Consider the following 14,894-nt stretch of genomic DNA (forward strand, 5'->3'; position numbering starts at 1 on the left):
CTGCCGCCTGGCAAGGAGAAGTCCGCAGGGCGTAATGGGTTTACGGACAAGGATTTCGACGCGGCCAGGCGGCAGACTGAGCTGGCCCACAGGGTTTGATTTTGGCGGTGTTTGGCGGCGTTACACCGCTCGCCCGATGCGCCGCATCGCGCAGCGCGCTGTGCCTTGCCAAACGACACGCCAAAAACAAACAAAATGGGTCATATTAAAGGAAAAGTGCTTTAAAAGGCCGGCCGCATGTCACCGGCATATTTGCCCGCCCAGTTGGTTAGAACCGGGGTCAGGTAGTCTTTCAGGGTTTCAGCCCGAGCATCATCAATCACACCGTGGCGGCGCAACAAGGCGCCCATTGCCACCTCGGCGCCGCGCTGTGCGCCATCATCAATTTTCAGGGCCACGCCCAGCCCTTGCTGCGGGAATGCGGCACAATAAACCCCTTCCGCCCCGACCTTGACCAAAGCATCCGTGCCACAGACCTCCATCACCTTGGTGCAAAACCGCCCGGTGCCTGCCACCATAAACGGGTCGGCGGCACAGCCCTTGCGAATACGGGCAATTGCCTGCGCGCGTGCGGGTGCCAGCCCGCTGGTATCGGCCATGCGCGCCATTGCCAAACCCAAGTCGCGCAACCGCATCCCGATCACCGGGATACCACAGCCATCAATGCCCCGCGGCGCAGATGACAAATCGCAATCGCCCATTTCTTCCAAAATACGGATCAGGCGTTGCTGCACCGGGTGGGCTTCGTTGATATACCCCGTCGGGTCTTCGCCCAGATGCACCGCCGTTGTCAAAAAGCCCGAATGTTTACCCGAACAGTTATTATGCGCCCTGGTCAGTTGCACATGGTCCACCGCCTGTTCAATCGCCGATGCCAGACGCAGCGAATAATGTGGCGCACATTCCAGCGTATCAACCGAAAGCCCCAGTTTATCAAGCCACGCCGCCACAGTATGGGCATGGCGTTCTTCGCCGTTATGTGATGAACAGGCCAGCGCAATATGCTGGTCTTCCAAATCAAACGCCGCCGCCGCCCCGCTTTCAACAAGTGCTATGGCCAATAATGGCTTGATGGCCGAGCGCGGATACATCAGCGCGTCAATATCCCCGCCCTGTTCAATCACGGTGCCATCGGCCTTCATCACCACATAACGCCCCCGGTGAAAACTTTCGACCATGGTCCCACGGGTGGCTTCAACAAGGATCGGGTTGGCAATCTCGGTCATGACGGGCTCCGCATATGAAGACGGGTTATATCGGGGACGAAATACTGTTCTCTCCTATGCCTGAAATCACAGGCAAAAGGCAAGAACCGTTCACATCTGGCCCTCCCGGTTTTAGGTCTCGTTTAGGTTCCGCATAAACCAAAGGGCATCATACCCGTTCTACGGCCCGGCTATGTTCTTGATAACGAAGTGTCCTTTCAATCAAGGCACCTCTTAAAACAACAGGATTTTTATCATGAAACATACTTTTCTTACCGTTTGCGGCATCGCCATTTTATGTAGCCTCGCCCCCTCTGCCTTTGCCGCAGATAAATGGCTCGACCCGCAAGATGCCATCGCCCAATTATGGTCAGGCCGTTCCCCTGCCGGAGAGGCAAAGGACTGGCCCGTTGATAACTGTAATAACTGGGGCGGGTTACAGGCAAACATACAAGCCGCCTCGACCGACACCTTATCTGGCTTGGTTATTCCCAGCGTCGGACCGGACCGGGCGGTTCTAACCAATGGTCTGCGGCAAATGGCAAAATCATTGCTGGCCTATAATGTGAACGAAATGGCAGCAGGGCATTTTTATCCAACGGCAGATATTGACGGCCCCTTCGATATGAACCCGAAGTTTTGGCAGGATTCGGCACGGTCCCCGCACGGCAATGCCCTTAATCACCTGCCCGTACTTGATGTTGCCGGGTTCAACAATGAACTTCACATGACCGAGGTTCTAAAAACCCTGAACCGGGCCGAAGTTATGAATGAGCTTGATAGCACACCCGATATCAGCAACAGCCAGCGCTGGAACTATTACGCGGCAAGGTTTGCCAAAGTCGGGCAGGAAACCATTCCGCTGACCGGCTATGTCGAATTCACCCAGCAAGAAAACCAGTGGGATAACCAATACGCCTATGCCGCAGCGGATGGCCGTATCGTGTATGATTACATCAATAATCTGGTGTACTTCACACCCGCCCATTACAAACAGTGGAAGAAAGCCGACTTCAAACCCGACGATACAGGCAATTATGGCTGTACCCCAGTTGGCACATGCTGCGATCCGTATTTCAAAATCGCCGCCGAATAAGCATACAAATAAAGCGCATGACTGGCAGGGAAGTAGGCCTGTTGGTACTTCCTTGCCGGGCAACTGTGCAAAAACCCGAAAAGCCCAAGAACAGAGGGGTTAAGTCCCTGCCAACCAATGTCCCTATCCGCGCCTGTGGTGCAGCGGAATGGCGGTTTCGTTCTTATATTCCCTAAGCACCAGACTGGACTGCACATCGCGGACATTGGGCATCGACATCAGCTTATGGGTGACAAAATCGCCAAAACTTTCAATGTCCTGGGCCAGTGCCATTAACAAAAAGTCCTGCCGCCCGGTCATGGCCCAGCACGACAATATTTCAGGCAAATCATTCATCGCCCGGGCAAAATCCTCGGCCCCGGCTTCGGTATGGCGTTGCAGGCGCACCTGCACCGTTGCCAGCACGCCCAGCCCGGCTTTTTTCCGGTCCAGCAAGGCCACGGTTTTGCGGATCATGCCCGATGCCTCAAGCTGTTTCACCCGGCGCAGGCACGGCGATGGCGACATGCCAACAATTTCAGCCAGCGCAACATTGCTGATACTGGCATCATTTTGCAGGGCATTTAAAATTTTAACATCCGTTGCCGATATATCCGGTTCGGTCATTTTTCACCCACTCAAAAACACTTGCAGTCATATCATGACACAAATCACGGCCAAAATCACTCATATCGCCGGGAAATGACCCTGTCTTTGATGTAAAATAGACCCTTCACAAATACCAGAAACCGGCCGGCAGAATGCCGGATATATATCTGTCAGTGAGGACGTCATGAATACGTTTCAGGCCGAAAAACCATCCGCCAGCACCGCCGCGCCGCACTTTACCAAAGCGGCACCCGCCGCATCTGCCCCAAAAGCGCCAGCCCCCAATTTACGCGGCAATTACAGCCACACCCATGATGATTACACCGTTGATCAGAACTGGGAAAAATACAGCGACGCGGAACATGCCCTGTGGCGCGAGCTGTATCAGCGTCAAAGCGCCATCCTGCCCGGCATGGCAGCAGATGATTTTATCGCCAATCTGGCCCGCATGGATGCCGCAGATGGCATTCCACAATTTGATAAAATCAGTGAACAGCTTTTTGCCACCACCGGCTGGCAATTGGTGGCCGTTCCTGGCCTGGTGCCCGATGATGTGTTTTTTAACCATCTTGCCAATCGCCGCTTTCCCGTCACGGTATGGCTGCGCAAACCCGAGGAAATTGATTATCTGGTCGAGCCTGACATTTTCCACGATTTTTTCGGCCATGTGCCCATGCTGTTTGACCCGGTATTTGCCGATTATCTGGCCGCCTATGGCGCAAAAGGACCAGAAGCGATCCGGCACGGGGCGCTAAAACAGCTCGCCCGGCTGTATTGGTACATGGTGGAATTTGGCCTGATCGAAACGACAGACGGTTTGCGCGCCTATGGCGCAGGAATGTTATCGTCGAAAAGCGAGACTTTATATTGCCTTAGCGATCCCAAACCAAATCGTATCGGATTTGCACTGGAACGCGTAATGCGAACAGACTACAAGATCGACGATTTTCAAAAGACCTATTTCGTTCTCGAAAGTTATCAACAACTTTTCGATGCAACGTCACAGGATTTTGCAAATCTCTATACGCATCTTGCCAGCCTGCCTGTGATACCCTCAACGGGCATTCTGGCATCAGATCGCGTGTATCACTTCGGTAACGAAGGATATGCCTTCGAAGGCACCCGCTAAATACCAGGTGCCTGGACAAGGGAGCTTGCCCGCCGGTTGCGATGTGACCGGCGGGTTTTATTTATGGATTAATGACGAAGCACGTTTTCCAAAACGCGGTTCAACTGCGCGATCACCACCATCGGGCTGGAATCCTTGCTGATAAAATCAGCCGCGCCAAGGGCTTCGGCCTGGGCACGGGTGTCGGCGTCGTAATGGGCCGAAAAAAACAGAACCGGCACATCGTTTGAACCGGGATAACGGCGGCGAATTTCGCAAAAGGCTTCAAAACCGCTCATGCCGGGCATTTCCAGATCCAGAATAATGGCACGGGGTGCCATCCCGTCAAGTTGATCAATCAAATCATCGGCGCAATCAAACCCGGCAACAGCATAGCCCGCGCGCCGCAAAACCGTTTCTAGGGCAGCTTTGGCACTGGGGCTGTCGTCGGCAAAGGCCACCAAACCAGGCAGGCTGGAATAAGGCGGCACGGCGCTTAGCGCGTTCATGAATGGCATCACTCCGAATTTCAGGACAGCCCGACCATAGAGACTGAAAATGTCGAATTGGTTAAATGTCGAAATTTTGCCGCATTTCGACGAAAGCCCACCGCAACACCGCGCAAAACCCCGGAAAATCGGTCTTTTTTCAAATTCTGAGGGTGTAACCGATCGTCAACACCATCGAAAATTACTTTTTTTCTTATGCAAAACTTAAAAGACGCGGCAAAAACGCACCTGTTTTCACGTTTTCAGTTCGATCGCTATCGAAGCATTCATTCCTTCCACAATGATAAAATTCCCTAAATCAAAATGTGGAGGCCAGAAATGCTGCTGAACTATCTCTATGCGAACTTTTTTGAAGAAAGCGTTTTCACCGTAAAATGTGACACTTCAGCCGTGAAACTTTCCCGACTGATCAAAAACCGGATATTTCCTGAACCGTCATACATATTCAAAAGCAACAGCAATTCGGTGTCTTTTGTCAGCACCCATCGCGAAGAAACAACCTACCGCTTTCATTTGCAGGGCCATTGCGCCTGGCATGACGCTGTCGAGCGTCTTGGGCTTGATACAGAAGACCGTGCGCGCCATCACTTTTTCAGTCGCTATCACAATACCCGGGAAACATTCCTTGCCAGCAGTCTGGGCCGCCAGCTTTGCGATGTCGCACCAGACGTTGCAGCGCAGTTTGACAACCATCTTGCGGATGCCACGTGGAACTACTTTCTTCAAGGTGTTTACGGCGTTTGCACCCGCGACGGACAGCCCGAATCGATCTTTCTAAAACAGGCCGGGGTAAAGTTTATCGAAAAAATGATCGCAGCAGGGCGGAAAGCGCTGTCTGAACAACAAATGCATTTGCTCAAACGTGCGGTATCATTTCTCGACAGGGTAGAATCCGAATTTGCCCCGCATGAAGTCTCTCAATCTTCTCGCCAGCGATGCATTATTGATGTCAGGGCAAAGTTTTTAGATACCGTGCCCCCCGTAACGGGCCGGGCGGCGTATAACACCAAAGTCTGACGCCCATGTTTCGGCATCAAGACAGTGCCAGTTGTTTATTTCTGATCATAAATTTCAATTACATATTGAATTTAAACATCTTTCGACCATCAACAGCCCCAAAAAACAACGATGCCGCACGTAAATAGGTATTTCCATGCCTATTTACTGATTTAAACGGGAGTGCTATAAACAGGGTCGTCACTGCAAGGTGACATGGAATATTTCCCGGGAATTCGGTGCCGCATCTGCCAAAGCCGAAACTGCCCCCGCAACTGTTGGTTCCGTAACGTCAATCGCACTAAGTGCGGGCGATGATACAGGGACAAGTCAGATTACCGGGATTGTTCCGCTCTCTGATTGTGGCCGGGCGGGGTGTACCGGGCGACGGGGACCCATGGTGCCACGCCCGTGCGCGGTGCTTTATATCGACCGCGACCGGGAGCAACCATGACCGATCAGAGCTTGAAACTGGCATCTGAATTTCCACCTGCCGATTATGCAGCATGGCGCAAACTGGCCGACGCCGCCTTGAATGGCGCGCCGTTTGACAAAAAACTGGTCACCCATCTGCGCGACGGTTTTGATGTTCAGCCCGTCTATACAGCCGATGATCTTGATGGGGACATTGCCCAAATTCACCCCACCCTGATCGCCACCAACAGCCAGCTTGCCGCCGATGCCAGGACAAGTGCCGGTGCCAACGCAACTGTTGCCGCCACCGGCTGGGACATTCGCCAGCTTCATGCCCACCCCGCCCCCAAAACCGTCAATGATGCCATTCTCGAAGACCTGGAAAGCGGCGTGACGTCGATTTTGCTGCGCCTGGATCATGCCGCACGGTTTGGCCGCGGTCCGGATGCGCCGGATGGGGATGATGCCGGGCTGGGCGGTGTTATGATTTATAAGCTTGATGACCTCAACCACACCCTGAACGGCGTTTATACCAATCTGGCCCCCATCGCCCTGGATGCCGGGGCCGCCACCATCCCGTGTGCCGCCTTGCTGGCCGCCCGCATGGCCCGCGAAGACGACGTTTCCGATGCCACACCGGCCTTTAATCTGGACCCCATCGGCACATATGTGGCCGAAGGTTTTTGCCCGACCGACCTGGCAACCGCCCTGAAACAGGCAGGCAGCTTTGCCCGGGCTATTGGCACAAAATTCCCCCATGCCACCGCGATCACGGTTAACAGTACGCCATGGTATAATGCCGGGGCGACCGACAGCAGGGAGCTTGCCATCGCGCTGGCAACCGGCCTTGCCTATTTCCGCGCCATGGTTGATGCCGGTATGGAGGACGCAAAGGCCGCAACCTCCATCACCTTTACCACCGCGATTGGCACCGATTTTTTTGCCGGTATTGCCAAATTGCGCGCCCTGCGCCTGATGTGGCGGCGCATTTTGCAGGCATCCGGCATTGAGGGCTGTGCCATCACCCTCAATGCCGTATCGGCCGAACAAATCATCAGCAAGGTGGACCCGTGGGTGAATATGCTGCGCACCACTGTCACCAGCTTTGCCGCCGGGCTGGGCGGGGCGGACAGTGTTGTGTGCCTGCCCTATGACCATGCCATTGGCCTGCCCGATGGTTTTTCACGCCGCATTGCCCGCAACACGCAGCTGATTTTGCAAGAAGAAAGCAACGTTCACCGCGTGATCGACCCGGCAGGCGGCGCCTGGTTTATTGAAAACCTGACCCGTGACATTGCCCAAAATGCCTGGCGGAAATTTCAGGAAATTGAGACCGCAGGCGGCATCATTACCGCCATTGAAAATGGCACATTGACCGACGACATTGCCACATCCTGGCACGCCCGCGCCGACCGCCTGGCCACCCGCCGCGATCCGCTAACCGGGGTTTCCGAATTCCCCAATATCGACGAGGCCGCCGTTACCTGCGACGTTCCCGATATTAGCGCCTTGCGGGCGGCCGTGCAAAACCGCCCCGGCACACCGGACACAAATATCGGCACCGATTTTAACGATCTGATAACAGCAGCTGCAAAGGGCGCAAGCATCAAACAATTGTTCGATGCCCTGTATGGCGACCTTGCATCGGCAAAGCGCATGGCACCGTTGCCCCGGCATCGCCTGTCCGAAGCATTTGAAGCAAACCGTCTTCGGGCATCGGCCCACACGCAGGAAACCGGCAAGCCACCACAAATTTTCCTGTGTAACATTGGCAAGGTTGCCGACCATACGGCGCGTGCCATGTTTGCCCGTAACTTTTTTGGCGCAGGCGGCATTGAAACCCTCGCCAATAATGGCTTTGCCACGGGCCATGATGCGGCCAACGCCTTTCGCCAAAGCGGGGCAAAAATCGCCATTATTTGCGGATCGGATACGCAATATGCCGAACATGCCGCCGAAATGGCAAAGGCGCTAAACGCGGCCGGGGCCAGCAAAATCTATCTTGCCGGGCACCCCGGCGACAACCGGGCAGCATTTGAAGCTGCCGGTATCAGCGAGTTCATTTTTGTCGGATCGGATGTGGTTGCCCTTACCACCGCCGTCCTTGACCATCTGGGAGTGAAATAACCATGACCCGGATTCCTGATTTTTCCGACCTGCCCCTGTTTGACACCGCCGCAAACACGCCCTCTGGCCCGGTATCGGGCGTGCCATGGACCACCCCCGAAGGCATTGATGTAAAACCGGTTTACGGCGTCGATGACCTGAACGGTCTGGATCATTTGCACACCATGCCGGGGATAGCGCCCTTTTTGCGCGGCCCCTACCCCACCATGTATGTGCAACGCCCCTGGACCGTGCGCCAATATGCCGGTTTTTCCACCGCCGAGGAATCCAACGCCTTTTACCGCCGCAACCTTGCCGCCGGGCAAAAGGGCCTGTCGATAGCCTTCGACCTGGCCACCCATCGCGGTTATGACAGCGACCACCCCCGGGTGGCGGGCGATGTCGGGATGGCCGGTGTGGCGATTGACAGCATCTATGACATGCGCACCCTGTTTGATGGCATTCCGCTCGATCAAATGTCGGTTTCCATGACCATGAACGGCGCGGTGTTGCCGGTGATGGCGCTGTATATTGCTGCCGCCGAGGAACAGGGGGTTAAACACGCCCAGCTTTCCGGCACCATCCAGAACGACATTCTTAAAGAATTTATGGTGCGCAACACCTATATCTATCCGCCCAAACCCTCGATGCGGATCATTTCCGACATTTTTGCCTTTACCTCGCAAAACATGCCGAAATTCAATTCGATTTCCATTTCCGGCTATCACATGCAGGAAGCCGGGGCCACCGCCGACCTTGAACTGGCCTATACCCTGGCCGACGGGGTGGAATATGCCCGTGCAGGCATGGAAGCCGGGCTCGATATTGATAAATTCGCCCCGCGCCTGTCGTTTTTCTGGGCGATTGGCATGAATTTCTTTATGGAAATTGCCAAAATGCGCGCGGCGCGCATGATCTGGGCCAAGCTGATCAAACAGTTTGACCCGCAAAGCACCAAGTCGCTGTCGCTGCGCACCCACAGCCAGACATCGGGCTGGTCGCTGACAGCACAGGATGTGTTTAACAACGTGATCCGCACCTGTATCGAAGCCATGGCATCGACACAGGGTCATACCCAGTCGCTTCATACCAATGCACTGGACGAAGCCCTGGCCCTGCCAACCGATTTTTCTGCCCGCATTGCGCGTAACACCCAACTGTTTTTGCAGCAGGAAAGCGGCACCACCAACGTGATCGACCCATGGGGCGGCAGTTATTATGTGGAGCGCCTGACCCGCGATTTGGCCGAAAAAGCCTGGGCCCATATTGCCGAGGTGGAAGAACAGGGCGGCATGGCCAAAGCCATTGAAGCCGGTATTCCGAAAATGCGGATCGAGGAAGCCGCCGCCCGCACCCAGGCCCGCATTGATAGCGGCCGCCAGACATTGGTCGGTGTGAACAAATACCGCGTCACCGATGACCGCCCGGTGGATGTGTTGCAAGTCGATAACGCCGAAGTCCGCCGCCAGCAAATCGCCAAGCTGGAACGTTTGCGCGCCGAACGCGATGATCAAACAGTTGAAGCAGCCCTGAACGCCCTGACCAACGCTGCCGATGCCAAATCGGGCAATTTGCTGGAGCTTGCCGTGCAGGCAGCCCGGGCCAAATGCACGGTTGGCGAAATTTCCGATGCGCTGGAAAAGGTTTATGGCCGCCATCAGGCAGTTATCCGTTCCATCGCCGGAGTTTATAAAACCGAAGTGGGTGCCGATAACGCCGCCCTTGAAAAAGTGGGTCGGCTGGTCGATGCCTTTGCCGAGGCCGAAGGCCGCCGCCCACGCATCCTGATTGCCAAAATGGGCCAGGACGGACACGATCGCGGGCAAAAGGTGATTGCCACCGCCTTTGCCGATTTAGGCTTTGATGTGGATATTGGCCCGTTATTTCAAACCCCCGAAGAAGCCGCCCGCCAGGCCGCTGAAAACGATGTACATATTGTGGGGGCCAGTTCGCTTGCCGCAGGGCACTTGACGCTGGTGCCGCAATTGCGCACCGAACTGGATAAACTGGGCCGCGAGGACATTATGATTGTGGCTGGCGGAGTTATTCCGCCGCAGGATTTTGACAAACTGTTTGCCGCCGGGGCCGAGGCCATTTTTCCGCCCGGCACCGTCATTGCCGAAGCCGCCAGCGAATTGCTGGAAAAACTGCTGGAACATGAAACACCAACCGCTGCGTAAAAACGCCGTTCCCTTTGGGCCGGACATATAACGCCCGCGTTGTTAAAGCATTTTTCCTTTAATATGACCCATTTTGCCACCTTGACGCACTGAGCTTGCTGGTGGGGCACTGCAAACAGTATGATCAAACTTATGAGGATCGCACCGCATGAACCGGGCGGCCTATAGCATCAAGTGAAACCTGATCGCACGACACGGCATATAAAGGATATCTGGTGAAGGAAACCCTGCGCACCATACCGGGCAAAAACGCCACCACCAATCCGCGCCCGCGTATCAGGCGGCGGGTGCTGGAAACCGGCGAAATTGTTGACGGTGTTCTGGCGGGCAACCGCACCATATTATCACGCGCCATTACCCTGGTTGAAAGCCGCAAGCCCGAACATTTTATTCAGGCCCAACAGGTTCTTGAACAGCTTATGCCCCATACCGGCGGATCGCACCGCATTGGCATTACCGGGGTGCCCGGCGTTGGCAAATCAACCTTTATCGAGGCATTTGGCACCAACCTGACCAAAGCGGGCCACAAAGTGGCGGTTTTGGCCGTGGACCCGACCAGTGCGCGATCAGGTGGGTCCATTCTGGGCGATAAAACCCGGATGAACGACCTTTCCATCGACCCCAACGCCTATATCCGGCCCTCGCCCAGCAGCGGATATTTGGGCGGGGTCAACCGCATGACACGTGAAACCATTTTGTTGTGCGAAGCCGCCGGGTTTGATGTGGTACTGGTTGAAACCGTGGGGGCGGGGCAAAGCGAAACCATGGTTGCGCAAATGACCGATTTCTTTTTGGTCCTGATGCTGCCCGGGGCGGGCGATGAATTGCAGGGCATTAAAAAGGGTGTGCTCGAAATTGCCGATCTGATCGCGGTTAATAAATCCGACGCCGACCCGGCCAAGGCGCGCGAGGCCAAACGCGCATATTCATCAGCCCTGCGCATTTTGCAACCCACCAGCCGCCATTGGCGCCCGCAATCGATGATGGTGTCATCTCTAACCCGCGCCGGGCTGGACGAGGCGTGGGATTTGATCAGACAGCACCGTCAGATCATGGAAACCGAGGGCGAATTTGCCGCCAAACGGGCGCGCCAGCAACATGACTGGATGTGGTCCATGCTGCGCGATCGGCTGCTTGAAACCTTTACCCGACGTGATGACGTTCGTGCTGCCCTGCCCGATCTGGAACAAAACGTTCTGTCAGGTACGATCAACCCGACCCAGGCCGTCGAAGCACTTTTGGCGATGATGGCGCAAAAATAACAAAGAGGACAAAAGGGCCGCGACAACACCGCAGCCCTTTAAACGCCGGGCAACCCAGAGTTACTTCTTTTCTTCTGCGGCAAGCTTGTCTTTAAGAACCTTGAGCTTCGCCACTGCCTCGGCAATTTCGCGATCCACATGGGAATAGCTTTCACGCTCGTCGCGCGGCATGGCTTCAAGCTCGTCCAATGCCTTTTGCACAATATACAGCATCTTTGGTATCCTCCAAATCGTCATTTATGGTGTATTTTATAATCAAACCAATCATCATTCCCCCTTAATTCCTGCGGGGTACAGGTGTCTTTTATCCTTTCGGGACGAACAGATAAATAGGGCTTTACAGCAAAAATAACCACCCTTGATCACTTGGTTTTTACCGTGAAACCCATAGAAGGCAATGTTGAATTCTACCAGATCGTTTTGACAATGGCCCGCACAGTTTCCACCAATGGCGGCATCGCCTGCCTTTCGGGCCGCTAAAAACACGGACTGCCCCCCGCTGCCCGGTTCGCCAGTTTGTATTTTTCGCCAAACTCCGCTTGACGCCGTAATTGAACATCTGCAAAAGCACGATCATAAAATGATTGAAGATTCAATCGAACGCGCAAGGGTCACCGGCCCCGTTCAATCAGTATATCGTATCGATCCGGGCAAAACCGGGGCGACATCAACATCCGTAAAAGGGACAATAAAAACGATGACGCAGTTGGTGCTGGCACCAATGGAAGGGCTGGTGGACTGGCGCGTGCGTCAATTGCTAAGCGCGGTTGGCGGCTTTGACCACTGCGTAACCGAATTTATTCGCGTGTCGCAAACCCTGTTTCCGGCCCATGTGTTTCATCGTTATTGCCCCGAACTGCATCAGGGCGGCAAAACCGCCAGCGGCCAACCGGTTCTGGTGCAATTGATGGGCCATGACCCGGTACTGTTGGGGGAAAATGCCGCCTTTGCCGTGGCACTGGGCGCACCGGGGATCGACATTAATTTTGGCTGCCCGTCGAAAACCGTGAACAAGCGCGAAGCCGGGGCATCCTTGCTAAAATGCCCGGAAAACCTTTATCACATCGTAAAGGCCGTTCGCGCAGCAGTTCCCGCACACATCCCGGTCAGCGCCAAAATCCGCCTTGGATATGCCGACAAGGAATTGTTTTTGGAAAATGCCCGTGCCGTTGAAGATGGCGGCGCACAGCATTTAACCGTTCATGCCCGCACCAAGCTGGAAGGCTATAAACCTCCGGCACACTGGGAATATCTGGCGCGCATCCGCGAGGCCATTTCCATTCCGATGACGGCAAATGGCGAAATCTGGACGGTGGAAGATTACATGCGCTGCCGGGATATTTCGGGCTGCACGTCTTTTATGCTGGGGCGCGGTGCCATTGCCTGCCCCGACCTTGCCGCCCGCATCAAGGCGTTTGAAGCCGGAAAAGAACCGATTAAACAAAGCTGGACCGATGTGTTGGCCCTTCTTCTGGCCTATATCGACTTTCTGGCGCAAGATGGCACCACCGAAAACCATCAAGCCGGGCGGATCAAACAGTGGGTTGCCCTGATGCGCAAGGGCCATGCCCCCGCCGCACAATGCTTTGACGAGATCAAGCGCATTCGTGCCGTCAGCGAATTGCAGGAAAAATTACGGCAAGATCAAATAAAACCGGAATTTCATCGAATGCAATCTGACTTCGCCGCATGAAATTTGAAATAATTTGAAAAACCGCCGAAAAAAAGCCCTCGCCAGTGAACTGGCCAATTTTTGGAAAGCCGTTCACACAGACGAGGGCTTCATCGACAGGCAGAATAATTACCTGCCCCTAAACGTAACGATCAGCGGATCAACTTGCCTTGGCGAGCATCCCGTGCGGGTCAAGAACGAACTTTTTCGCCGCACCCTGATCAAAACTTTCATAGCCCTGCGCCGCATCTTCAAGCAAAATAACCTGCGCATTGACGATATCGGCAATATTTAACCGGCCATGCAAAATCGCCTGCATAAGCTGGCGGTTATACTTGATCACGGGTGTTTGCCCGGTATGGAAGGATTGCGCCTTGGCCCAGCCCAAACCAAACCGCAGTGACAGACTGCCTTGTTTGGCCGCTTCATCAACAGCACCCGGGTCTTCGGTTACATACAGGCCGGGAATACCAATGGAACCTGCCGCGCGGGTAATTTCCATCATCTGGTTAAGCACGATTGCGGGCTGTTCGCCGCCGCTATGCCCACGCGCCTCGAAACCGACGGCATCAATGGCGCTATCTACTTCGGGGCTGCCGGTGATTTCGGCAATCATTTCACCCAATCGGTCGCTTTGTGACAAATCAACAGGTTCAAACCCCATTTTTGCCGCATGGGCCAGGCGTTCTTTGTTGAAATCGCCAACCATGACAACAGCAGCCCCCAAAATCTGGGCCGAAGCCGCCGCCGCCAGCCCCACAGGACCTGCACCGGCAACATACACAATTGACCCGACGCCAACACCAGCCTGCACCGCACCATGAAAACCGGTCGGTAAAATATCGGACAACATGGTCAGGTCGCGAATTTTATCCATCGCCTGATCCCTGTCGGGGAATTTCAACAGGTTAAAGTCAGCATAAGGCACCATCACATAATGGGCCTGCCCACCAATCCAGCCGCCCATATCGACATAACCATAGGCACCACCGGCGCGAGACGGATTAACCGTTAAGCATACACCGGTATCTTGCGATTTACAGCACCGGCACCGGCCGCAAGCGACGTTAAACGGAACCGATACGATGTCGCCGATTTCAAGCTGTTCAACATCACTGCCCTTTTCAATAACCTGTCCGGTTATTTCATGGCCCAACACAAGGCCCGGCTCAGCCGTTGTGCGCCCGCGCACCATGTGCTGATCTGACCCGCAAATATTGGTGGATATAACCTTCAAAATAACAGCGTGGTCAATCTTGCGACCATCTGGCGATGCCATTACCGGGTCTAAAATATTCCGAACTTCGACTTTGCCTGGGCCAACATAAACGACACCTCTGTTCGCACTCATTTGCTTCCTCCACTGATATAAAACCGTCGGAAATTCCGAGGCCTTGATTGTTTTCTTTTGATGGTCGTAATCACCGCGCAAGTGCGCGGCCCGTACTCCGCGGCGAAGTGCTTAAACAGCCCTCTGATCAAAAGGGTACCGAAAAAGTCCTGAAGAAGCACAAAACCTCAAGAAGCGTCGCAAAACCCAAAAATGCCGGTCTTGCGGCATTCGCCTGTTACCGGAGCAACATGCAAATTCGATATCGACGATCTGAACCTGCAAGGCGAAGCACCCACCTGGTGACTTCACACTATTTACTATGCTTCATCCCTTTCAAACGCGCCTTGTAGGAAAGGGCAGCCTGAAAGACGTGTGATGAACAACCCAAAGATTTATTTGGAAACAGTCTAGCAGAACCCAAAAGC

Annotated in this window: 12 protein-coding genes and 1 riboswitch; of the genes, 7 read left to right on the top strand and 5 right to left on the bottom strand. The window is 54.5% G+C overall.

Going from position 1 to position 14,894, the window contains the following annotated elements; all coding sequences use genetic code 11:
- Nucleotides 1–221: 221 nt before the first annotated feature.
- Nucleotides 222–1,226: an asparaginase gene (locus AAC086_RS16800; RefSeq protein ID WP_339780394.1), complete on the bottom strand. Its 1,005-nt coding sequence runs from the start codon at nt 1,224–1,226 to the stop codon at nt 222–224.
- A gap of 235 nt (nt 1,227–1,461) precedes the next feature.
- Between AAC086_RS16800 and AAC086_RS16805 the strand changes: the two genes are divergently transcribed.
- Nucleotides 1,462–2,301, top strand: a complete 840-nt coding sequence (locus AAC086_RS16805; RefSeq protein ID WP_339780396.1) for a hypothetical protein — start codon at nt 1,462–1,464, stop codon at nt 2,299–2,301.
- Between the two features lie 123 nt (nt 2,302–2,424).
- Here the strand turns inward: AAC086_RS16805 and AAC086_RS16810 are convergent, their stop codons facing one another.
- Complete coding sequence (locus AAC086_RS16810; protein ID WP_339780398.1) at nt 2,425–2,907, bottom strand: Lrp/AsnC family transcriptional regulator; 483 nt, start codon at nt 2,905–2,907, stop codon at nt 2,425–2,427.
- 166 nt (nt 2,908–3,073) lie between these two features.
- On the opposite strand from AAC086_RS16810, the gene phhA reads away from it, so the two are divergent.
- Nucleotides 3,074–4,018: a phenylalanine 4-monooxygenase gene (gene phhA, locus AAC086_RS16815; RefSeq protein WP_339780400.1), complete on the top strand. Its 945-nt coding sequence runs from the start codon at nt 3,074–3,076 to the stop codon at nt 4,016–4,018.
- Nucleotides 4,019–4,086: 68 nt separating this feature from the next.
- On the opposite strand, the gene AAC086_RS16820 is transcribed toward phhA, so the two are convergent.
- Complete coding sequence (locus tag AAC086_RS16820) at nt 4,087–4,506, bottom strand: response regulator (protein WP_339780401.1); 420 nt, start codon at nt 4,504–4,506, stop codon at nt 4,087–4,089.
- Nucleotides 4,507–4,824: 318 nt separating this feature from the next.
- Between AAC086_RS16820 and AAC086_RS16825 the strand changes: the two genes are divergently transcribed.
- From AAC086_RS16825 to meaB, 4 genes are all read left to right on the top strand, one after another.
- On the top strand, nt 4,825–5,523 hold the full coding sequence (locus AAC086_RS16825) for a DUF6058 family natural product biosynthesis protein (RefSeq protein ID WP_339780403.1): 699 nt from the start codon (nt 4,825–4,827) through the stop codon (nt 5,521–5,523).
- A gap of 208 nt (nt 5,524–5,731) precedes the next feature.
- Nucleotides 5,732–5,843: riboswitch (cobalamin riboswitch) on the top strand.
- A 109-nt stretch (nt 5,844–5,952) separates the two neighbouring features.
- On the top strand, nt 5,953–8,043 hold the full coding sequence (locus AAC086_RS16830; RefSeq protein WP_339780405.1) for a methylmalonyl-CoA mutase family protein: 2,091 nt from the start codon (nt 5,953–5,955) through the stop codon (nt 8,041–8,043).
- 2 nt (nt 8,044–8,045) lie between these two features.
- On the top strand, nt 8,046–10,202 hold the full coding sequence (scpA, locus tag AAC086_RS16835; RefSeq protein ID WP_339780407.1) for a methylmalonyl-CoA mutase: 2,157 nt from the start codon (nt 8,046–8,048) through the stop codon (nt 10,200–10,202).
- A gap of 215 nt (nt 10,203–10,417) precedes the next feature.
- Nucleotides 10,418–11,464, top strand: a complete 1,047-nt coding sequence (gene meaB / locus AAC086_RS16840; RefSeq protein ID WP_339780408.1) for a methylmalonyl Co-A mutase-associated GTPase MeaB — start codon at nt 10,418–10,420, stop codon at nt 11,462–11,464.
- 60 nt (nt 11,465–11,524) lie between these two features.
- Here meaB and AAC086_RS16845 read toward each other — a convergent pair whose 3' ends face one another.
- Complete coding sequence (locus tag AAC086_RS16845; protein WP_339780410.1) at nt 11,525–11,677, bottom strand: hypothetical protein; 153 nt, start codon at nt 11,675–11,677, stop codon at nt 11,525–11,527.
- Nucleotides 11,678–12,161: 484 nt separating this feature from the next.
- On the opposite strand from AAC086_RS16845, the gene AAC086_RS16850 reads away from it, so the two are divergent.
- Nucleotides 12,162–13,157, top strand: coding sequence for a tRNA-dihydrouridine synthase (locus AAC086_RS16850; protein ID WP_339780411.1), 996 nt, complete (start codon nt 12,162–12,164; stop codon nt 13,155–13,157).
- Nucleotides 13,158–13,296: 139 nt separating this feature from the next.
- Here AAC086_RS16850 and fdhA read toward each other — a convergent pair whose 3' ends face one another.
- A complete protein-coding gene (gene fdhA, locus AAC086_RS16855) occupies nt 13,297–14,487 on the bottom strand; it encodes a formaldehyde dehydrogenase, glutathione-independent (protein WP_339780413.1) in 1,191 nt (396 codons plus the stop codon).
- Nucleotides 14,488–14,894: the final 407 nt, after the last annotated feature.

Source organism: uncultured Thalassospira sp. (assembly GCF_963976115.1).
GTDB lineage: Bacteria > Pseudomonadota > Alphaproteobacteria > Rhodospirillales > Thalassospiraceae > Thalassospira.